The organism is Prosthecomicrobium pneumaticum (assembly GCF_014199915.1).
Classification (GTDB): domain Bacteria; phylum Pseudomonadota; class Alphaproteobacteria; order Rhizobiales; family Kaistiaceae; genus Prosthecomicrobium; species Prosthecomicrobium pneumaticum.
Window position 1 is genome coordinate 265792 of record NZ_JACHOO010000003.1, and the last position, 20604, is coordinate 286395.

The 20604-nt window shown below is 69.9% G+C and carries 19 protein-coding genes, 1 tRNA gene and 1 riboswitch; of the genes, 14 read left to right on the top strand and 6 right to left on the bottom strand.

Annotated elements, in window-relative coordinates:
• Position 1 precedes the first annotated feature (1 nt).
• Positions 2 to 1033, top strand: a complete 1032-nt coding sequence (locus GGQ63_RS08355) for a peptidoglycan -binding protein (protein ID WP_183854609.1) — start codon at positions 2 to 4, stop codon at positions 1031 to 1033.
• A 25-nt stretch (positions 1034 to 1058) separates the two neighbouring features.
• On the opposite strand, the gene GGQ63_RS08360 is transcribed toward GGQ63_RS08355, so the two are convergent.
• Positions 1059 to 2843 carry an ABC transporter transmembrane domain-containing protein gene (locus GGQ63_RS08360; RefSeq protein WP_183854611.1) on the bottom strand — a complete coding sequence of 595 codons (1785 nt, stop codon included), beginning with the start codon at positions 2841 to 2843 and terminating at the stop codon, positions 1059 to 1061.
• Positions 2844 to 3061: 218 nt separating this feature from the next.
• Here GGQ63_RS08360 and rpmE point away from each other — a divergent pair, with 218 nt between their 5' ends.
• Positions 3062 to 3286, top strand: coding sequence for a 50S ribosomal protein L31 (gene rpmE, locus GGQ63_RS08365; RefSeq protein ID WP_183854613.1), 225 nt, complete (start codon positions 3062 to 3064; stop codon positions 3284 to 3286).
• Positions 3287 to 3358: 72 nt separating this feature from the next.
• On the opposite strand, the gene rcdA is transcribed toward rpmE, so the two are convergent.
• Positions 3359 to 3880 carry a protease adaptor protein RcdA gene (gene rcdA / locus GGQ63_RS08370; protein ID WP_183854615.1) on the bottom strand — a complete coding sequence of 174 codons (522 nt, stop codon included), beginning with the start codon at positions 3878 to 3880 and terminating at the stop codon, positions 3359 to 3361.
• A 262-nt stretch (positions 3881 to 4142) separates the two neighbouring features.
• Entirely contained in the window at positions 4143 to 4340 is a 198-nt protein-coding gene (locus tag GGQ63_RS08375; RefSeq protein WP_183854617.1) for a DUF1192 domain-containing protein, read from the bottom strand.
• A gap of 115 nt (positions 4341 to 4455) precedes the next feature.
• On the opposite strand from GGQ63_RS08375, the gene GGQ63_RS08380 reads away from it, so the two are divergent.
• The 3 genes from GGQ63_RS08380 to serA all read left to right on the top strand — a co-directional run bounded on the left by GGQ63_RS08380 (position 4456) and on the right by serA (position 8495).
• Positions 4456 to 5469, top strand: coding sequence for an NAD(P)H-quinone oxidoreductase (locus GGQ63_RS08380; protein ID WP_246429687.1), 1014 nt, complete (start codon positions 4456 to 4458; stop codon positions 5467 to 5469).
• A gap of 126 nt (positions 5470 to 5595) precedes the next feature.
• Complete coding sequence (locus GGQ63_RS08385) at positions 5596 to 6771, top strand: phosphoserine transaminase (protein ID WP_183854619.1); 1176 nt, start codon at positions 5596 to 5598, stop codon at positions 6769 to 6771.
• A gap of 137 nt (positions 6772 to 6908) precedes the next feature.
• Positions 6909 to 8495, top strand: coding sequence for a phosphoglycerate dehydrogenase (serA, locus tag GGQ63_RS08390; protein WP_183854621.1), 1587 nt, complete (start codon positions 6909 to 6911; stop codon positions 8493 to 8495).
• Between the two features lie 618 nt (positions 8496 to 9113).
• Here the strand turns inward: serA and GGQ63_RS08395 are convergent.
• Positions 9114 to 10028 carry a DMT family transporter gene (locus GGQ63_RS08395; RefSeq protein ID WP_183854623.1) on the bottom strand — a complete coding sequence of 305 codons (915 nt, stop codon included), beginning with the start codon at positions 10026 to 10028 and terminating at the stop codon, positions 9114 to 9116.
• Between the two features lie 260 nt (positions 10029 to 10288).
• On the opposite strand from GGQ63_RS08395, the gene GGQ63_RS08400 reads away from it, so the two are divergent.
• From GGQ63_RS08400 to GGQ63_RS08415, 4 genes are all read left to right on the top strand, one after another.
• Positions 10289 to 11581, top strand: coding sequence for an adenylosuccinate synthase (locus GGQ63_RS08400; protein ID WP_183854625.1), 1293 nt, complete (start codon positions 10289 to 10291; stop codon positions 11579 to 11581).
• Positions 11582 to 11623: 42 nt separating this feature from the next.
• Positions 11624 to 13348 (top strand): hypothetical protein, encoded by a 1725-nt coding sequence (locus GGQ63_RS08405; protein WP_183854627.1) that lies wholly within the window; start codon positions 11624 to 11626, stop codon positions 13346 to 13348.
• Positions 13349 to 13617: 269 nt separating this feature from the next.
• Positions 13618 to 13723, top strand: a riboswitch (TPP riboswitch).
• Between the two features lie 90 nt (positions 13724 to 13813).
• Entirely contained in the window at positions 13814 to 14548 is a 735-nt protein-coding gene (locus GGQ63_RS08410; protein ID WP_183855393.1) for an ABC transporter permease, read from the top strand.
• 17 nt (positions 14549 to 14565) lie between these two features.
• On the top strand, positions 14566 to 15516 hold the full coding sequence (locus tag GGQ63_RS08415; protein WP_183854630.1) for an ABC transporter substrate-binding protein: 951 nt from the start codon (positions 14566 to 14568) through the stop codon (positions 15514 to 15516).
• A gap of 29 nt (positions 15517 to 15545) precedes the next feature.
• On the opposite strand, the gene rpoH is transcribed toward GGQ63_RS08415, so the two are convergent.
• The gene (gene rpoH, locus GGQ63_RS08420; RefSeq protein WP_183854632.1) at positions 15546 to 16457 is read right to left on the bottom strand and encodes an RNA polymerase sigma factor RpoH; all 912 of its coding nucleotides are present in this window, start codon (positions 16455 to 16457) and stop codon (positions 15546 to 15548) included.
• 147 nt (positions 16458 to 16604) lie between these two features.
• Entirely contained in the window at positions 16605 to 17678 is a 1074-nt protein-coding gene (locus tag GGQ63_RS08425) for an RluA family pseudouridine synthase (RefSeq protein ID WP_246429688.1), read from the bottom strand.
• On the opposite strand from GGQ63_RS08425, the gene GGQ63_RS08430 reads away from it, so the two are divergent.
• The 5 genes from GGQ63_RS08430 (at position 17668) to GGQ63_RS08445 (ending at position 20601) form a co-directional block, all read left to right on the top strand.
• On the top strand, positions 17668 to 18024 hold the full coding sequence (locus GGQ63_RS08430) for a DUF6476 family protein (protein WP_183855461.1): 357 nt from the start codon (positions 17668 to 17670) through the stop codon (positions 18022 to 18024). The genes GGQ63_RS08425 and GGQ63_RS08430 overlap by 11 nt on opposite strands.
• A 182-nt stretch (positions 18025 to 18206) precedes the next feature.
• Positions 18207 to 18282: transfer RNA gene (locus tag GGQ63_RS08435), tRNA-Glu, on the top strand.
• Positions 18283 to 18533: 251 nt separating this feature from the next.
• Positions 18534 to 18926 (top strand): GFA family protein, encoded by a 393-nt coding sequence (locus GGQ63_RS08440; protein ID WP_183854636.1) that lies wholly within the window; start codon positions 18534 to 18536, stop codon positions 18924 to 18926.
• 604 nt (positions 18927 to 19530) lie between these two features.
• Positions 19531 to 19662: a hypothetical protein gene (locus tag GGQ63_RS22205; protein WP_281380131.1), complete on the top strand. Its 132-nt coding sequence runs from the start codon at positions 19531 to 19533 to the stop codon at positions 19660 to 19662.
• A 234-nt stretch (positions 19663 to 19896) separates the two neighbouring features.
• Positions 19897 to 20601 (top strand): sugar transferase, encoded by a 705-nt coding sequence (locus tag GGQ63_RS08445; protein WP_183854639.1) that lies wholly within the window; start codon positions 19897 to 19899, stop codon positions 20599 to 20601.
• Positions 20602 to 20604 lie beyond the last annotated feature (3 nt).

Sequence of the window (20604 nt, forward strand, 5' to 3'; positions counted from 1 at the left end):
CATGGCGCTCGCCCGGGGCCGCCGCCGCGCCGGAGGCGCCGATTTCTGGCCGGCCTTCGTCGACGTCCTTTCGAACCTTCTCCTCGTCTTCGTCTTCCTCCTGTCGATCTTCGCGCTGCTGCAATTCTTCCAGAGCCAGGAGATCTCCGGCCGGGACGCCGTGCTCAACCGGCTCAACACGCAGATCGCCGAGCTGACCGAGCTGCTCGCCATGGAGCGTGCGGCGAAGCAGGAGAGCGCCGCCGACCTGGCGCAGCTGCAGGCGAGCCTGTCGGCCGCGCAGGCCGAGCGCGACCGGCTGCGCGGGGCGCTCGAAAGCCAGACGGCCGCCTCCGGCGCCGCCGACGGCCAGATCGCCATCATCACCAAGGCGCTCGACGACGAGAAGGTGGTGAGCCAGCGGGCGCTGTCGCAGGTCGAGATCCTCAACCAGCAGATCGCCGCGCTGCGCCGCCAGATCGCGGCGCTCGAGGACGCCCTCGACGCTTCCGAACAGCGCGACCGCGAGAGCCAGACACGGATCGCCGATCTCGGTCGCCGGCTCAATGTCGCGCTCGCCCAGCGCGTCCAGGAATTGTCGCGCTATCGCTCCGACTTCTTCGGCCGGCTGCGCGAGATTCTCGGCAATCGCGACGACATCCGCGTCGTCGGCGATCGCTTCGTGTTCCAGTCGGAGGTGCTGTTCCCGTCGGGTTCGGACGACCTCAACGAGGCCGGTCGCGCCGAGATGGACAAGCTCGCCGCGGCGCTCGTCGATCTCGAGGGGCAGATCCCGGCCGAGATCGCCTGGGTGCTGCGCGTCGACGGTCATACGGACGCACGGCCGCTGTCCGGCTCCGGCCGCTTCCGCAACAATTGGGAACTGTCGGCCGCGCGGGCCATCTCTGTGGTGCGCTATCTGGTCGATCGCGGGGTCAAGCCCGTCCATCTCGTCGCAGCCGGCTTCGGCGAGTTCCAGCCGCTCGAACAGGGCGACACGGACGAGGTCTATGCCCGCAACCGCCGCATCGAGCTGAAGCTCACCGAGCGTTGAGGCGGGAGGGCGTCCGGCCGGCCGCTCAGGCGGCGTCGGCGCGGAACTGCAGCCGGGCGAGGCGGGCATAGAGCCCGTTCTTCAGGATCAGCGTCTCGTGCGTGCCTTCCTCGACGAGCCGGCCGTCGTCGAGGACGAGGATGCGGTCGGCCTTCAGGATCGTCGCGAGCCGGTGCGCGATGACGAGCGTGGTGCGGCCGCGCATCAGCGTGTCGAGCGCCGCCTGCACCGCCACCTCGCTCTCCGAATCGAGCGCCGATGTCGCCTCGTCGAGAAGCAGGATGGGCGCCTCGCGCAGCAGCGCTCGGGCGATCGCGACGCGCTGCCGCTGGCCGCCCGAGAGCGCGATGCCGCGTTCGCCGAGCAGCGTGTCGAAGCCCTGCGGCAGGCCGGCGATGAATTCGTCGGCATGGGCGGCCCGGGCGGCACGGGCGAGCGCCGCATCATCGGCATCCGGGCGGCCGAAGCGCAGGTTTTCGGCGAGGGTGGCGGCAAACACCGTGGTGTCCTGCGGCACGATGGCGATCTGGTCGCGCAGCGCCGCGGGGTCGAGACGGCGCAGGTCCACGCCTTCGAGCGTCACCCGGCCGGCGGAGGGGTCGTAGAAGCGCAGGAGCAGGTTGAAGAGGGTCGACTTGCCGGCGCCGGACGGGCCGATGATCGCGACCCGCTCGCCCGGCGCGACCTGGAACGAGATGTCCGTGAGCGCCGCGCCGCGCTCGCCCTCCGGATAGCGGAAGGAGACCTCCTCGAAGGCGATTGCGCCCCTGACCCGCGTCGGAAGGGCGACCGGCTGGGCTGGTGCGCGCACGCTCGGCGTTTCGCGCAGAATCTCCGAAAGGCGCTCGGCGGAACCGGCGGCATTGGCGATCTCGCCCCAGACTTGGGAAAGCTCGCCGAGCGCCCCGGCGGCGAGCACGGCGTAGAAGAGGAACTGGCCGAGCGTGCCGGGGCTCATCCGGCCGGACAGCACGTCCTGCGCGCCGGACCAGAGCACGATGATCATCGAGGCGAAGACGACGAAGATGCCGAAGCCGGTCAGCAGCGCCCGCGCCGCGGTGGTCGAGCGGGCGGTACGATAGGCCAGCTCCGCGGCGTCGCGGAAGCGGGCGGCGACACGGTTCTCCGCGGTGAAGGCCTTGACGATGCGCACCGCGCCGATCGCCTCGGTGGCGAAGGCGGTCGCCTCGGCGAGCGCATCCTGCGCGGCGCGCGCCCGGCCGCGCACCCGCCGGCCGAAGGCGACGAGCGGCAATACGACGACCGGCAGCGCGGCGACGACGAGGAGCGACAGCCACGGGCTCGTCGCCACCATCAGCCCGATCGCGCCGACGAAGAGGAGGAGATTGCGCAGCGCGATCGAGACGTTCGAGCCCGCCGCCGCCTTCAGCTGCGTGGTGTCGGCGGAGAGCCGCGAGACGAGTTCGCCCGACCGCGCGGCATCGAAGAAGTCGATGCCGAGCCGGGTGAGGTGGGAAAACACCTCGGCGCGCAGGTCGGCGACCACCCGCTCGCCGATCATGGTGACGAAGTAGTAGCGGGCGCTGCTCGCCGCAGCGAGCACGGCGACGACGCCGCAGAGCGCGAGGAAGTAGGAATCGATCGTCGCCGCGTCGCTCGCCGAGAAGCCGTGATCGATCATCCGGCGGACCGCGAGCGGAATGGCGAGGGTGGCGCCTGCGGCGAGGAGGAGGGCCACGCCGGCGGCGGCGAGCATCGCCTTGCGGCGCAGCAGATAGGGCACGAGCATGGCGAGCGGCCGCAGCTTCGCCGCCCGTCCTCCCGTCCGCTCCGTGTCCTCGTTCGCCATCCTGCCGTCACCCCCTTTGACGGGACGCTAAATGCCTGCCGCGACGCCGCAGTTCAAGCCGGCGGCGGCCCTTGTGTGGGGATCGGCGCTGGGCTATATCGTCGCCCCGAACGTGCGGCCGCCTTGGGGCCGCTTCCCCGAACACCCGCCGAAACGGCCTGGCTTCCGCCGCGCCTCGGCTTCGCCGGACGCGATCGTCCGGCCGAAGGATCATCGCGATGAAGAAGGACATCCATCCCGACTATCACACCATCAAGGTGGTGATGACGGACGGCACCGAGTATTTCACCCGCTCGACCTATTCGAAGGAGGGTGCCGTGCTCAACCTCGACATCGATCCGAACACCCATCCGGCCTGGACCGGCGGCGAGCAGAAGCTGCTCGACCGCGGCGGCCGCCTGTCGCGCTTCAACAACAAGTTCAAGGGCTTCCTCGGCGGCTGAGCCGTCGGGTCGAGCGGACTTCGACAAGCCCCGGCCCGCGCCGGGGCTTTTTTGTTGCCCGCCTCGCCGCCGTCAGGGGCGAGCGAAGGCATCGGCGAGGCGGCCGAGTTGGCTGAGCACAGGATTGTCCGCCGGCGGCAGGTCGTGACCCGGCCGGTAGATCGCCTCGTCGAGGCGCTCGACGCGCTCCTGCAGACGGGCGGACCGCTCGATCAGGCCGCGCAGCCGCTCCGGCAGCGCATCGAAGGCGGCGCTGCGCGACGCCACGCCACCGCGCAGCCGGACGCGGGTCTTTTCGGCGCCGGCCTGCTCGAGCGTCATGTCGCCCTCGTTCACCGCCCGTTGCAGAAGCAGCCATGAGGCGATCTGCATCAGCCGGGTCGTCAGCCGCATCGATTCGGTGGCGTAGGAAAGCGACGCGGCTCGGGGGAGCGCGCGCGATTCGGTCCGGCCGTCGCTGTCGAGATAGGCGGCGGTCTCCTCGACCAGGCTCATCCCTTCGCGGAACAGCGCCTTGAACACCTCGGAATGGGCGTAGCGCGGGCCGAAAGCGATCGGCGCCGGCGTGTCGTGAGGTGCGGCCTCGTCGGTCATGCGGGCATCCCCTGTCCGGCGGAGCCGCGAGGCGCGGTCCGGACTCGGACCGCATGGAATCACCCCGCCGCCGGCCGCGCAAGCTCCGGCCGGTTGCGGGCGCTCGGTCGTGCACCGCAACGCGCTCAAGAAGCGAGCCGCGCGAGGCGGCTCGTCGAAGTCGGCTGGGAGGCCGGTCCGGCCGGCGATCGCGGTTCGCCGGGACGCCGGAACCGCGACCATGGAACGGCCGAACCGGTTAACGAAGGGTTGACGGCCGGCCTCACTCGCGCCGGAAGAAGGCCGCGGCCGCGTCGCGCGAGGCGGCCTTGGCGGCGCGGGCGGCCGTGACGCGGGCGATCTCGGCCTCGAGCAGGGCGATCCGCTCGCCGAGCTCGTCGACGGAGAGGCTGGACAGATCCTCGCCGATCGTGTGGGTTGCCTTCCGCCGGACGGGCGTCTCTTCGTCGAACAGTCCCATTGTCCTTCTCCTCGATCGTTCGGCCCGGCTCGCCGGCGAGACGACAGGGCGGCCGGACCCTTCCGTCGAGACTAGCAAGATCGGCAGGGAGCGTTGAGAGGCGAGTGAAGCGCAGATGAATCCGACGGCGAACGACAGCGTTTCCACGATGACCGCGATCGTCATCCGGCAGCCCGGTGGTCCGGAGGTGCTGGTGCCCGAGCGCAGGCCCGTGCCGCAGCCCGGCGAGGGCGAGATCCTGGTGCGGGTGGCGGCGGCCGGCGTCAACCGGCCGGACGTGCTGCAGCGGCAGGGCGGCTACCCGCCGCCGAAGGGTGCACCCGTCGACATCCCCGGGCTCGAGATCGCCGGCCTCGTCGCCGGGCACGGCCCGGGCGCCGGCCGTTTTGCGACCGGGGACGCGGTCTGCGCGCTGCTGCCGGGCGGCGGCTACGCCGAATATGCCGTGGTGCACGAGAGCAATGCGCTGCCGCTGCCGACCGGCTTTTCGATGGTCGAGGCGGCGGCGCTGCCCGAGACCTTCTTCACCGTCTGGCACAACGTCTTCGAACGCGGCGGCCTCGCGGCCGGCGAGACGCTGCTCGTCCATGGCGGCACGTCCGGCATCGGCACGACGGCGATCCAGCTCGCCCGCGCCTTCGGCGCCACGGTCTATGCGACCGCCGGATCGGCGGAGAAGTGTGCCGCCTGCGTGACGCTCGGCGCGACGGCCGCCTTCAACCATCGCACGGAGGATTTCGTCGCCCGGCTGAAGGCGGAGACCGGCGGCAAGGGGGCGGACGTGATCCTCGACATGGTCGGCGGCGCCTATGTCGGCCGCAATTACGAGGCGGCGGCGGTGGATGGACGGATCGTCCAGATCGCTTTCCTCGAGGGCTCGACCGCGACCGTCGACTTCACCCGCCTGATGGTGAAGCGGCTCACCCATACGGGCTCGACCCTCCGGCCGCGGCCGGTCGCTTTCAAGGCCGGCCTCGCCGCCGCGCTCGAGGCGAAGGTCTGGCCGCTCCTCGCGGCGCGCGCCGTCGCGCCTGTGATCGATGCGACCTTTCCGCTCACCGAGGCCGCCGCCGCGCATCGCCGGATGGAGGGCGGCAGCCATATCGGCAAGATCGTGCTGAGCACCTGAGGAAGGGGCCGCACCTCGCCCGCGCATCCCTCCCGCAGCGTCGTTGACTTCCCTCCCGGCCGGGCGTAGACGCGACGGCGGGACACCCTTCCCCACCGAAGGGCGCCTATCTGAGAGGGTAGACAGATGACGAATCTCGCCATGCCCGGCCGCCGGCCGGCGAACGCCAACTATTCGTCCGGCCCCTGCGCCAAGCGCCCGGGCTGGAGCCTCGAAGCCCTGAAGGACGCGGCGCTCGGCCGCTCGCACCGGGCGAAAATCGGCAAGACGAAGCTCAAGGACGCGATCGAGCGCACCCGCGCGGTGCTCGGCGTGCCGGCCGATTACCGGATCGGCATTGTGCCCGCCTCCGACACCGGCGCCGTCGAGATGGCGCTTTGGTCGCTCCTGGGCGCCCGCGGCGTCGACCTGCTCGCCTGGGAATCCTTCGGCGAGGGCTGGGTCACCGACGTCGTCAAGCAGCTGAAGCTCGAGGACGTCCGCACCTTCAAGGCCGATTACGGCAAGCTGCCGGATCTCAACCAGGTCGATTTCGACCGCGACGTCGTCTTCACCTGGAACGGCACGACCTCGGGCGTGCGTGTGCCGGACGGTGAGTGGATCGACGCCGACCGTGCCGGTCTCACCATTTGCGACGCCACCTCGGCGGCCTTCGCGCAGGACCTCGCCTGGGACAGGCTCGATGTCGTCACCTTCTCCTGGCAGAAGGTGCTGGGCGGCGAGGCCGCGCACGGCATGTTGATCCTCTCCCCCCGCGCCGTCGCGCGGCTTGAGACCTACAAGCCCGCCTGGCCGCTGCCGAAGATCTTCCGCATGACGAAGGGCGGCAAGCTGATCGACGGCATTTTCGAGGGCGAGACGATCAACACGCCCTCGATGCTCGCGGTCGAGGACTATCTCGACGCGCTCGCCTGGGCGCAGTCGATCGGCGGTTTCGAGGGCCTGAAGAAGCGCGCCGACGCCAATCTCGCCGTGCTCGCCGACTGGGTCGGGAAGACCGACTGGGTCGATTTCCTCGCCGTCGATCCGAAGACGCGCTCCAACACCTCGGTCTGCCTCGTCGTGGTCGATCCGGCGGTGAAGGCGCTCGATGCCGATGCGCAGGCCGCCTTCGCCAAGGCGATCGCCACCGCGCTCGACAAGGCGGGCGTCGCCTATGACATCGCCTCCTATCGCGACGCCCCGGCGGGTCTTCGGATCTGGGCCGGCGCGACGATCGAGGCGGCGGATCTCGAGATCCTGACCGAATGGCTCGACTGGGCCTTCGCCGCGCAGAAGGCCGCGCTCAAGAAGGCGGCGTAGCCGCCTCGTTCTTTCCCACCCATTCCACCGTCATGCCCGGGCTCGGCCCGGGCATCCACGACCTGATCGGCATCGACGAAGGTGTGGATGGCCGGGCCGAGCCCGGCCATGACGAGCCAGACAGAAGGTGAGCCGCCATGGCACCCCGCGTTCTCATTTCCGACAAGCTTTCGAAGACGGCCGTCCAGATCTTCAAGGATCGCGGCCTCGACGTCGACTATCAGCCCGATCTCGGCAAGGACAAGGAGAAGCTCCTCGCGATCATCGGCGAATATGATGGTCTGGCGATCCGCTCCAACACCAAGGTCACCGAGAAGGTGATCGCCGCGGCGAAGAATCTCCGCGTCATCGGCCGGGCCGGCATCGGCGTCGACAATGTCGACATTCCGGCCGCGACGGCGAAGGGCATCATCGTGATGAACACGCCCTTCGGCAATTCGATCACCACCGCCGAGCACGCCATCGCGATGATGTTCGCGCTCGCCCGTCAGCTGCCCGAGGCCGATGCCTCGACCCGCGCCGGCAAGTGGGAGAAGAACCGCTTCATGGGGGTCGAGATCACCGGCAAGACGCTCGGCGTGATCGGCTGCGGCAATATCGGCTCGATCGTCGCCGACCGGGCGATCGGCCTCAAGATGCGCGTCGTCGCCTATGATCCCTTCCTGTCGGACGAGCGGGCGATCGATCTCGGCGTCGAGAAAGTCGAGCTCGACCAGCTTTTCCGCCGGGCCGACTTCATCACCCTGCACACGCCGCTCACCGATAAGACGCGCGGCATCGTCGATGCCGCGGCGATCGCGACGATGAAGGACGGCGTGCGCATCATCAATTGCGCCCGCGGCGGTCTCGTCGTCGAGGCCGACCTCGTCGAGGCGCTGAAGTCGGGCAAGGTGGCGGGCGCCGGCATCGACGTGTTCGAGGTCGAGCCGGCGACGGAGAACCCGCTCTTCGCGCTGCCCAACGTCGTCTGCACGCCGCATCTCGGCGCCTCGACCACCGAGGCGCAGGAGAATGTCGCCCTCCAGGTCGCCGAGCAGATGGCGGACTATCTCATGAAGGGCGCCGTCGTGAACGCGCTCAACATGCCATCGATCTCGGCCGAGGAGGCGCCGCGGCTGACCCCCTTCGTCAAGCTCGCCGAACTGCTCGGCTCCTTCGCCGGCCAACTGACCGAGACGGGCCTCAAGGCCATCCGGCTCGAATATGAGGGCGAGGTCGCGGAGATGAACGTCCGCGCGCTGACGGCCGCGGCGCTGACCGGCGTGCTGAAGCCGCTGCTGCAGACGGTCAACATGGTGTCCGCTCCGGCCATGGCGCGCGAGCGCGGCGTCACGGTGGAAGAGGTGCGGCGCGAGCAGCGCGGGGCCTATGAGAACTACATCCGCCTGACCGTCATCACCGACCGGCAGGAGCGTTCCGTCGCCGGCACGGTGTTCGCCGATGCCAAGCCGCGCATCATCCAGATCAAGGGCATCAACATGGAGGCCGAGCTCGGCCCCCACATGCTCTACATCACCAACCAGGACAAGCCCGGCTTCATCGGCCGCTTCGCGAGCCTGCTCGGTCAGGAAGGCATCAACATCGCCACCTTCAATCTCGGCCGCAAGGCCGCGGGCGAGGACGCGATCGCGCTGGTCGAGGTCGACGAGCCGATCTCCGACAGCGTCATCGAGCGGGTGGCGGCGCTCGAGGGCGTCGTCCAGGCGAAGCGGCTGACCTTCTGAGGCGTTGCTGGGATCGGGTGGAGACGTCTCTCCGGAGGAACGTCTCCACCCGTCATGCCGGCCTCCCCGAACGCGTCGGTCGATGTGCTGCGACCGTCCTCGCCACCCGTCATTCCCGCGCAGGCGGGAAGCCATGAAGCAGCGGACGGCTCGGCTTGATGGATCCTCGCCTTCGCGAGGATGACGGGTGTTCGGGGTGGCGATGGTGCTCGGGCCGCCCTGCGTCACGAATATGGGCCCCGGCACGGAGGCCGGGGTGACGGGTGTTCTCGATGAGGCGGGGCCTGACGCTTCGGCGTCTTCACCCCAACCCCGACCCTCCCGCGCAAGGGCCAGGGAGAAGGCCGCGCCCGGACCGCCCGCTGCGCCGTCTCCGAACCCCCTCTCCACCCGTCATGCCGGCCTCCGTGCCGGCATCCATAATCGGGCCGGTCGGTGTCCGGGTTTGGTCATCCCGACCGTCTGCCGGCCTCCCCGATCGCCTCGGTCGATGTGCTGCGACCGCCCTCGCCACCCGTCATTCCGCAGAGGGCCGCTCGCCATGATGGATCCTCGCTTTCGCGAGGTCGACGGGTGCCCGGGGGCGAGGCGTGCCGCGCGAAACGGGGCGCGCCGAGCTCAAGCCTCGCGCGGCGTTCCGCGGCGCTGCGCCACCACGATGCCGGCGAGGATGAGCGCGTAGCCGGCGAGGTGGAACCAGCGCAGGCTCTCGCCCAGGAACAGGATGGCGAGCGCCGAGCCGAACACCGGCAGGAGATGGAAGAAGGGGCCGGCGCGATTCGGTCCGATCAGCTCGACGCCGCGGTTGAAGATCAGATAGGCGAGCGTCGAGGGGAAGACGACGACGAAACCGAGCACGGCGAAGGTGACGGGCGTCGGCCGGATCACATAGCCGGTCGAGATCTCCCAGGCCCAGAAGGGCAGGATCATCGCCGCACCCGCCGCCATCACGACGGCGAGGAGGGACAGCGGATGGATCGCCGGCCGCGCCTTCAGGAGCGTCGAATAGAGGGCGTAGACCGCGACCGCGACGAGCATCATCACGTCGCCGCGGTTGAGGGTGAGCGAGGCGATCAGGCCGGGATCGCCGCGGCAGACGATCGTCACCACGCCGGCGAGCGACAGCACGATGCCGACGATCTGCGCCGCCGACAGCCGGTCGCGGAAGATCAGGAACGACCACAGGCCGATGACGAGCGGGAAGGCCGACTGGACGAGCAGCCCGTTCAGAGCCTCCGTATATTGCAGCGCCGCATAGGCGAGCGTGTTGTAGACGCCGATGCCGGAGGCCGCGAGGGCGAGCAGCAGCCCGGCATGGCGGCGGATCTCCGGCCAGTCCTGCCGGAGATGGCGCCAGGCGAGCGGCACGACGATCGCGGACGCGCCGAGCCAGCGGATCTGGGCGAGGGCGATCGGCGGAATCTGGCCGGCGATCGCCCGTCCGACCACGATGTTGATCGCCCAGGCGAGAAAGGTGAGCGGCAGGAGCAGATAGGGCTGCTGCCAGAACCAGTGAGCCAGGCGGCGAATCATGTCAGCGTCGGTTCATGCGTCGATCGGCGTCGGTTGCCCCGGTCATAGACCGTCGCGCCGCCCCTCGCCAGCCGGGGCGGCGCCTTTCGCACCCGTGCGGGGCGATATCGCGTGGCATCGCGCCTCTTCTGCGCGCACGGCCAGAATGACGCCAAGATTTCGTAAATAGCTGGTCGCGCGACGGAGGGCTCCCCTATATAGTCCGCCCGCTCCGCCGGCCCGGCCTGCGAAGCGGTCAGCCGTTCAGGACATGAGGCATCATGGCGAATGTGGTCGTCGTCGGCTCGCAATGGGGCGACGAGGGGAAGGGCAAGATCGTCGACTGGCTCTCCGAGCGGGCCGACGTGGTGGTTCGCTTCCAGGGCGGGCACAATGCGGGCCATACCCTCGTCATCGACGGCGTCAGCTATAAACTCAGCCTGCTGCCCTCCGGCGTCGTGCGTCCCGACAAGCTGTCGGTGATCGGTAATGGCGTCGTGGTCGACCCGCACGCCTTCGTCGCCGAGCTCGACCGGCTGAAGGAGCAGGGCATCACCATCACCCCGCAGACCCTGCGGATCGCCGAAAATGCGGCGCTGATCCTCTCCGTTCATCGCGAACTGGACGTGTTCCGCGAATCGAGCAATGCGGCGACCCGCATCGGCACGACCAAGCGCGGCATCGGCCCGGCCTATGAGGACAAGGTCGGCCGCCGCGCGATCCGGCTGATGGACCTCGCCGATCTCGATGCGCTCGACTGGAAGATCGAGCGCCTCCTGACACATCACAATGCGCTCCGCCGCGGCTTCGGTCAGGAGGAAGTTTCGGTTGCGACGCTGCATGCCGAGCTCGCCTCGGTCGCCGATCGCATCCTGCCCTTCATGGACTCGGTCTGGCGCCTGCTCGACGCGCGCTGGCGCGCCGGCGACCGCATCCTCTTCGAGGGCGCCCAAGGCGCCCTGCTCGACATCGACCATGGCACTTATCCCTTCGTCACCTCCTCGAACACCGTGGCCGGCCAGGCGGCGACCGGATCCGGGCTCGGTCCCGGCGCCGTCGGCTATGTGCTCGGCATCACCAAGGCCTATACGACGCGGGTCGGCGAGGGACCGTTCCCTTCGGAGCAGACCGGCGATGTCGGCGAGTTCCTCGGTACGCGCGGCCACGAGTTCGGCACGGTGACCGGCCGCAAACGGCGCTGCGGCTGGTTCGACGCCGTGCTCGTGCGGCAGACCGTGCGCACCTGCGGAATCCATGGTATCGCATTGACGAAGCTCGATGTGCTGGACGGGCTCGACCGGATCGACATCTGCGTCGGCTATCGGCTCGACGGACGCGAGATCGACTATCTTCCGGCTTCCCAGGCGGCGCAGGCCCGGGTCGAGCCGATCTATGAGACGATGGAAGGATGGCGGGACTCGACGCGAGGTGCGAGGACATGGAATGATCTGCCGGCTCAGGCGATCAAATATGTCCGGCATATCGAGGAGTTGATCGGTGCCCCCGTCGCGCTTCTGTCGACCAGCCCCGAGCGCGACGACACGATCCTGGTGCAGGATCCCTTCCAAGGCTGACCTTGACGGGTCGGCCGAGGGATCACCGAGCAGAACGAGACGATGACCGATTATTACGCGGTACTCAAGAAGGCGATCGCCGGGCTCGAGCGGAACACCGGCGAGACCCGGCGCGCCGTCTACGACAAGGCGCGCAACGCCCTGATCGGCCAGTTGAAGGCGATCGATCCGCCGCTGACGACCTCGGAAATCTCCCGCCAGCGCCTCGAACTCGAGGAAGCGATCCGCAAGGTCGAGCGTGAGGTGACGGTGACCTCGGTCGGCCCGCAGCCGGCCCGGGTGCGCGCCACCGCAGCGGTCGCCGAGGCGCTCGCCGAGCCGATCGACGTTCCGCCGCCGCAACAGCGCCGCGCCGCGCCGCCGCCGGTCGCCGACGAGCCGGCGATGCCGCCGCGGCCGCCGATGCGCGCACAGCCGGCGCCACCGGCCCCTCGTTCGCAGCCGGCTCCGCCGCCGCCGGTGGTCGAGCCTTCCGCCTCCTGGGCGATGCCCGAGCCGGTGCCGGCCGCCCCGCCGCCGCGCCGCGAGCCGGAGCCGCCGCAGCGCATGGCGATGCCGCCGGTTCCGGAGGTCTCGCCGGTTCGCGGTGAGGCGGTCGGCCGGCAGGAGCCGGTGATGCGGGCGGAGCCGAGCCTGCGTCAGGACCCCAATCTTCGGCAGGAGCCGAGCTTGCGCCAGGAGCCGACGCTCGGGCCGCTCGACGACGATCCGGCGCTCGCGCCGAGCTATGGCGCCGAGCCGGACTGGTCGGAGCCGCTCGGCGAGCCGGAAGAGACGCCGCGCGCGGCCCGCCGCGAGCGCCGGCCGCGCGAGGCCCGTCCCCCGGCGCGGCGCGCCGCCGCGGCGCCGCGCCGGCGCCTGCCGCTCGGCCTCAGCCTCGGCCTCCTCGTCGTGATCGCGCTCGGCGCCGGCGCCTATGTCCTGTCGCAGCGCGGCATCTTCCGCGATGTGATCGGCGATATGATCTCCTCGATCGAGAGCTCGCAGCCCGCGCCCGCCCTCTCCGAGCAGGGCGCGCCGAGCGCCGGCGACACGGGCGCCGCGCCCGCCAAGAACGACGACCGGCTCGGCGATGCCGCGCCGGCGCCGAGCCAGGCCCGTCCGGTGCGGACCGTCGACCCGGCAACAGACAGCGGCGAGACCGATCCGCTGGCGCAGGACGATTCGATCGCCTCGGCGACCCCGCCGGCCGATACGAGCCCGGCGCCCGCTCCTTCCGCCGACGACGCCGGCGGCGCGCTCGTCGCGCAGAAGGCCATCCTCTACGAACAGCCGACCGCCGCGGGTGCCGGCGTGCAGGCGATCGATGCGCGCGTGACCTGGCGGTTCAACGCCGATTCGCCGAACGGGCCGGAGGTGCAGGCGATCGTCGATGTGCCGAACCGCTCGATGAAGGTGACGGTCAACATCCGCAAGAACACCGATCAGGCGCTGCCGGCGAGCCATCTCGTCGAGATCATCGTCGACACGCCGTCGGATTTCGCCGCCGGCGGTGTGAAGAGCGTGCCGGCCTTCGTCATGAAGCCGACCGAGGCCGCCCGCGGCACGCCGCTCGACGGCGCCGCGGCGAAGGTCGCCGACGGCTTCTTCTGGATCGCCTTCTCGAACGACGAGCGGCTGATGAGCCAGAATGTCGCTCTGATGCGCGAACGCGACTGGATCGACCTGCCGATCGTCTACGAGAACGACCAGCGCGCGATCCTGACCTTCGAGAAGGGCTCGCCCGGCCAGCGCGCCTTCGAACAGGCGCTCGCCGCCTGGGGCTGACGGAAAGCGCGTCCGCCGCAGGGGTGTTTCGTATTCGGGGCGCCTTCGGCGCCCCGAGCCGTTTAGGCCGGCGCCCGCCCTGCAGGATCCTCTCCTCCTGGGTCGGCTGCGGTGGCGGCCACGACGCGCAGTGTCTCGCCCGACTGGCGGCGGGTGGCGGAGCGGCATCGAGTGCACATCAGCCCGGTCGGCCGGCTGCCGACCCGTTGCGGCCCTCGCGCTGTCGCCCCCTTCGGGCTTGCATCCCGCCGCTCCTCGCCTATGCTCGGCCTTGTTCCGAGGGGTGTTCGCGATCGCGAGCTGAGATGGCCATGGGCCGAACCCTTCGAACCTGATCCGGGTCATGCCGGCGAAGGGACGGGAACGTGCGATCCCTATTCCTCGTCCGCATGCCCGTCCTCGAGGTGACGGAGGGGCGGTTTGGCGCGTCCTAAACGGGAGCTTGGCTTGTTGGCGCGGGCGGCGATGGTCGCGTTCGGCCTCGTCGTCGTCTGGCAGGGCCTCGTGCTCGTCCTCGCGCCGCCGCCCTTCATGCTGCCTTCGCCCGCTCGCGTCGCGGCCGCACTACTCGCCCGGCCGCAACTGATAACCCGCGACGCGGTGACGACGCTCGTCGAGACGCTGCTCGGCTTCGCGACCGGCGCGGCGCTCGGCATGGCGCTCGCGCTCGTCCTCGCCTTCTTCCCCCCGACGCGGCGCGTCCTCCTGCCGGTGATGGTGGTGAGCCAGGCGCTGCCGGTCTTCGCGCTCGCCCCGCTCCTCGTGCTGTGGTTCGGCTTCGGCCTCGGCTCGAAAATCGTGATGGCGACGATCGCCATCTTCTTCCCCATCGCCTCGGCCTTCCATGACGGCCTGTCGCGGACGGACCGCGGCCTCGTCGATCTCGCCCGTCTGCACCGGGCGAACCGGCTGCAGGAAGTCCTCCTGATCCGGGTGCCGGCGGCCTTGCCCGCGCTCGGGTCGGGGCTCCGCGTCGCCGCCGTCTATGCGCCGGTCGGCGCGCTGATCGGCGAATGGGTCGGCGCGTCCTCCGGCCTCGGCTACGCCATGCTGCAGGCGAACGGCCGGTCGCAGACCGATGTCGTCTTCGCCGCGCTTCTCCTCCTCGCCGCCATGGCGGTGCTGCTGCGCGCCGCGGTCGATGCGGCGACGCGGCCGCTCGCCCCCTGGGCGGCCGAGACCCTCGATCTTCGCGATTGACGACAGAAAGGCCTCCGATGCTCCGCTCCCTCCTCCGGCCCCTCGCCGCGGCGCTCGCCGCGCTGGCGCTGCTCGCCGCGCCCGCTTCGGCCGCCGACAAGCTGGCCGTGCTGCTCGACTGGTTCGTCAATCCGGACCATGCGCCGCTCGTCGTGGCGCAGGAGGGCGGCTATTTCGCCCGCCACGGGCTCGACGTCGAGCTGATCGCGCCGGCCGACCCGAGCGCACCGCCCCGCCTCGTCGCCGCGGGCCAGGGCGACGTCGCCGTCACCTATCAGCCCGATCTCCTGCTCCAGGTGAAGGAGGGCCTGCCGCTCGTCCGCTTCGGCACGCTGGTCGAGACGCCGCTCAACTGCCTGATCGTGCTCAAGGACGGGCCGATCAAGACGCTCGCGGACCTGAAAGGCAGGAAGGTCGGCTATTCGGTGGCGAGCCTGCAGGAGGCCTATATCGGCGCCATCCTCGCCTCCGCCGGGCTGACGGCGGCGGATGTCGAGATGGTGAATGTCAATTTCGCCCTGTCGAGCGCGCTGATGTCGGGCCAGGTCGATGCTGTGATCGACGGCTATCGCAATTTCGAGCTGACCCAGCTCGCGATCGAGGGCCGGCCGGGCGTCGCCTTCTTCCCCGAGGAGCACGGCGTCCCGCCCTATGACGAGCTGATCTACGTCACCCGCACGGCGCTGAAGGACGATCCGCGCCTGCCGCGCTTCCTTGCCGCGGTCGAGGAGGCGACGATCTGGCTGACCAACCATCCGGAGGAGGCGCTGACGCTCTTCCTCGAGGGCCACCCCGATCTCGACGACCGGCTCAATCGCGAAGCCTTCACGCTCACCCTGCCGCGCTTCGCCAAGCGCCCCGCCGCCCTCGATGTCGGCCGCTACCAGCGCTTCGCCGCGTTCCTGAAGGATCGCGGCCTGCTCGACACGGTTCCGCCGGTCGACAGCTACGCCGTCGCGCCGCAGTAAGGGAAGGGACGACGCCCGGCCGCGGGGGCTCAGGCCTCCGCGGCGAGCTCTTCGGCCGGCGCGCGCTCCATCTCGCGGGCACCGCGCCGCACCGCCTTCTGCACCTTCTCGAAGGCGCGCACCTCGATCTGGCGCACCCGCTCCCGCGAGACGCCGAACTCCGTGGAGAGCTCCTCGAGCGTCACCGGATCGTCGACCAGACGGCGCGCCTCGAAGATGCGCCGCTCGCGATCGTTCAGAACCCCCATCGCGTCGCGCAGCAGGCGGCGGCGGTTCTCCGCCTCCTCCTGATCGGCGAGCACGGTTTCCTGATTGTCGCTGTCGTCGACCAGCCAGTCCTGCCACTCGCCGGATTCGGAATCGGCCCTGAGCGGCGCGTTGAGCGAGGCGTCGCCGCCGAGCCGCCGGTTCATCGACACGACGTCCTCTTCCGTGACGCCGAGCTTGGTGGCGATCTCCTGCACCTGATCGGGGCGAAGATCACCCTCCTCGAGCGCCTGGATCTGGCCCTTCATCTTGCGCAGATTGAAGAACAGCCGCTTCTGGTTCGCCGTCGTGCCCATCTTCACGAGGCTCCACGAGCGCAGGATATATTCTTGAATCGCGGCCTTGATCCACCACATGGCATAGGTGGCGAGGCGGAAACCCTTCTCGGGTTCGAACCGCTTCACCGCCTGCATGAGGCCGACATTGCCTTCGGAGATCACTTCGCCGATCGGCAGGCCATAGCCGCGATAGCCCATCGCGATTTTCGCGACGAGCCGGAGATGGCTGGTGACGAGCCGGTGCGCGGCGTCACGGTCGCCATGTTCGCGATAGGCCTTGGCGAGCATGTATTCCTCGTCGGGCGCGAGCATCGGAAACTTGCGGATCTCGTCGAGATAGCGCGCAAGCCCGGCTTCGCCGGACGCGATCGCGGGAAGACTGGTTCTGGCGGCCATGTGCCCCTTCCTTCCTGCGTCCTCGTCGCGCGGCCTCCTCCTTCGAGGCAGGCTTCGCCGGCGGCCACCGAGAGGCCCGCCACGGACGCTTACGATATATAGGAGGCGTCGGACGGGGTTAACAGGAGCGCCCCGGTCACGGTTCCGTCACAGCGCCTCGAAGGCGGCGACGAGCTCCGCAAGGTCCTCCGGCAGCTCCGATTCGAAGCGTAGCGTCTCGCCCGTCACCGGATGCTCGAAGCCGAGCAGCCAGGCGTGCAGCGCCTGACGCGGAAAGCCGATGACGGCCGAGCGCGCCGGCTCGGCGAGTTTCTCCGCCTTGGTCGCGAAGCCCCGGCCATAGAGCGGGTCGCCGATGAGGGGATGGCCCATCGCCGCGAAATGGACGCGGATCTGGTGCGTGCGGCCGGTCTCGAGCCGGCAGTCGACGAGGCTCGCGATCGGCGCGGCGGCGTCGCCGTAGCGATCCTCGAGGGTGTAATGCGTCACCGCTTCCTTGCCGCCGCCGTCCTTGCGGATCGCCATCTTCTGGCGATCCCTGGTCGAGCGGCCGATCGGGGCGTCGATCGAACCGTAGGGCAGCGAAGGAACGCCCCAGACGAGGGCGCGATAGCCGCGCTCGAGCGGGCCGGAGCGGCCGTGATCGGCGAACTGTGCGGCGAGACCCTTGTGCGCGGCATCCGATTTCGCCACCACCATCAGGCCGGTCGTGTCCTTGTCGAGCCGGTGGACGATGCCCGGCCGGCGGACGCCGCCGATCCCCGACAGCGACGCACCGCAATGGGCGATCAGCGCATTGACGAGCGTGCCGGTCCAATTGCCGGCGGCGGGGTGAACGACGAGCCCGGCCGGCTTGTCGATGACGAGGAGGTCGGCGTCCTCATAGACGACATCGAGCGGGATCGGCTCGCCCTCCGGCTCGGCGGCCACCGGAGGTGGCCGGTCGACCTCGATATGTTCCCCCGCGTTGACCGGCCTTTTCGGCTCCCCTATCGTCGCGCCGCCGATCCGGACGTGCCCCTCCTCGATCAGCGCCTTCAGCCGGCTGCGCGACAGTTCGGCGATCGCACCGGCGAGGAAGGCGTCGAGCCGCCGGCCGGCGGCCTCGGCGGGGACGACGACCTCGACCGGCCGGGCGGTTTCCGCCGCCTCGTCGTCCGCCGGCTCGTCTTCGGCGCCATCGCGCCATTCTTCGGGAGCTTCGCCCACAGTGCCGTCCATCCGTCCGTCTCTCGGCGACGAGGAAGAAGAGACGCCGCTCGACCCGGCGCTCGAAAGGCTGCGGGTCAAGCTGCGCCGCCTCGTCATGGTCTCGACGCTCACCATGCTGTTCGGCATCGCCGCCGTACTCGTCGCCGTCATCTACCGGATCAACCGGGACGGTGGCAAATCGCAAGGCGACGCGACGATCGCCGCGGTGCTGCCGGCGGATGCGCGCGTGCTCGCCCAGGCGCTCGACGGCGACCGCCTGGCGCTGACGATCGAGACGGGCGGCGAGACGCGCGTGCTCGTGATCGACCTCGCCGCCGGCAGGCTCGCCCGCACGGTGGCGCTCGGCCGGCAATGAACCGGCCTGCCGTCCGCCTCCGGCGTCTTCCGCCCCGGACCGGGCGTCCGGCGGTCCGCATCGGGCGCTGCCGGCCGTGCTCGGGCCAGCGTGCCTGTGGATGAACAGGGGGCCGAACTTCCCCTTGCATTGCCCGGCGGGGCCGTCTATATCGCCGCGGTCCAGGCGGTTCGCCGCCCGCTGCTCCCTTCGTCTAGCGGTCTAGGACGTCGCCCTCTCACGGCGAAAACAGGGGTTCGAGTCCCCTAGGGAGCGCCACTTTTCTCGTGCGCATCGGCTGTATCTCCGCCCGCTCGAATCGTCGGTTCGACGGCGTGCGGGTGTCGCAGGCTTCGTCGTCGGGCTCGGTCGGGCCGGCACCACGGCTGCAGGCCATGAGCGGCCCCCTGCGCGGCACGAGTCCGGGAACGCTGCGCCCCGTGTCCTCCTTGGTGCGCGGACGTGGTGCCTGGACTTGAGGCGGAGCCGCCGGGAATTGGCGTTGCCGCCGATCGGGGAGGAGAGGATCGATGCAAAACCGTCTCGGTGGCTGCCTGTGCGGTCAGGTGCGGTTCGCCGCGGAGGGCGAGCCCTATCGGGTCGGCCTCTGCCATTGTCTCGACTGCCGCAAGTATCATGGCGCGCTGTTTCACGCCTCGGCCATCTTCCCCGAGACGGCCGTGACGGTGACGGGCGCGCCGGTGCATTATGAGGGCCGGCATTTCTGCCCGCGCTGCGGCTCGTCGGTGTTCAACCGCAGCGGCGACGAGGTCGAACTCCATCTCGGATCGTTCGATGCGCCGGACCAGTTCCGGCCGAGCTATGAGAGCTGGATCATTCGCCGCGAGGCCTGGCTGCCGGCCTTTCCGCTCGCGCGCCATTACGCGCGGGACCGCGAGAGCGAGGGACGGTTCGAGACGTGACGTCGGCGTGGCGGGCACCGGCGAGGGCGACCCGTGCGCCGCTCCTGCGGAGGCCCGAACCGACGGCCGCGGCTTCGAGCGCGACCCGGGTGGACACGCCAGAGTGGAGGCTCTAGGGTTCCGGCGATGATGACGGACGGCGAGCCCCCTTCCTCCGCGCGGGCCGCCGCAGGCGATGCGGCGGAGGAATCGGCTCGAGGGTCCGCGGGCCGGAGGCTCCGCGCGCTCGCCGCGCTCCTCCTCGCGCCGCTCTTCGCCCTCCTTCTCGTTGCCGATCCCGCCGCGCCGCTGCGCTACGATCCGGCGAGCGGCCGGGTCGAATGGAACGGGGCGGACCACCGGCCCTCACTCGCCCTTCTGGAGCGCGTCGATCCCGCTCGAAAGCCCGCCGAGCCGCGCGGCGAAGGCGGTGCGTCGGCCACGCCTCCGGCTGCGCCGCGCCTGCCCCTGTTCCCGGCGACGCAGAGGCCGTGGCGTCCCGCCGCCGCGGGCACCCGGCTCGAACGTTCCGGCGCCTCCGCATTCGAAGCCCGCGCCCCTCCCGCCCGCTGATTCCGCGCGGACCTCGACGGTCCGCACGTCGCATCAGCCTTGGGAGACGAACGTGGAAGAGAAGAAGTCCGCGTATGTTCCGCCGCAGACGCCGCGGACGGAGCGGCTCGTGCGTTGGGTGTTCTGGATCGTCACGGTCCTGATCACCCTCGGGATCATCGCCGGCGATCTGCTGGCGACCTGACGACGTCGGCCCGGCCTTCCCCGACAGCGGCAAGGCCGGGCCTGGCGCCCGTCGCGCGGAGGACATGCGTATTCAAACAAAGCAACCTCCGATAGTCCGATTCCGTCGAAGAAATTCTACTTATAAGTGTATTATGGAGAGGTATTGCTCTTTATGAGAGTCATGTTATGATATTTTCAAGAATTTGTAGTCTTCTACGGATGTAAAATCTTTTCCTGCGGGGGCGGGGAAACGATGAGCAACATAATTTTGCTCGACAAGGTGCCGCGGAGCGCCGTTTTCACCCGGTCGGAACATTTCGAAGCGCGGAACACGGCACATGGCCGGCGCCGACATATTCAGTTGTGCTTCAAGCGGCTGCTCGACATCGTGATCTCGGCGGTTGCGCTGCTGCTCCTCGCGCCGCTCCTCGCTCTCGTCGCGATGGCGGTCCGGCTGGACGGACCCGGGCCGATCTTCTTCGTGCAGACGCGTTTCGGCCGTCACCTGCGCCCGATTCGGGTCGTCAAGTTCCGCACCATGCACGTCGATCGGTGCGATCCGAGCGGACGTGACCAGACGGTCGAAAACGATCCCCGGGTGACCCGCACCGGCGCATGGCTCCGCCGCCACAACATCGACGAACTGCCTCAGCTGTGGAACGTGCTGAAGGGCGACATGTCGCTGGTCGGGCCGCGCTGTCACGCGATCGGCATGCTCGCGGCGGGCCGACCCTATGAGGAGCTGGTGCCGCGCTATCACGAACGGCACGGCATGCGCCCCGGCATGACCGGGCTCGCGCAGGTGAAGGGGCTGCGCGGGCGGACGGCCGATCCGGCGCTCGCCGCGCGCCGGATCGAGCAGGACATCGCCTATGTCGAGCGCTTCAGCCTGCTCCTCGATCTGCGCATTCTCCTCGTCACGCTGCTGCGCGAGGCGCGCGGCGGCACCGGCATCTGAGGG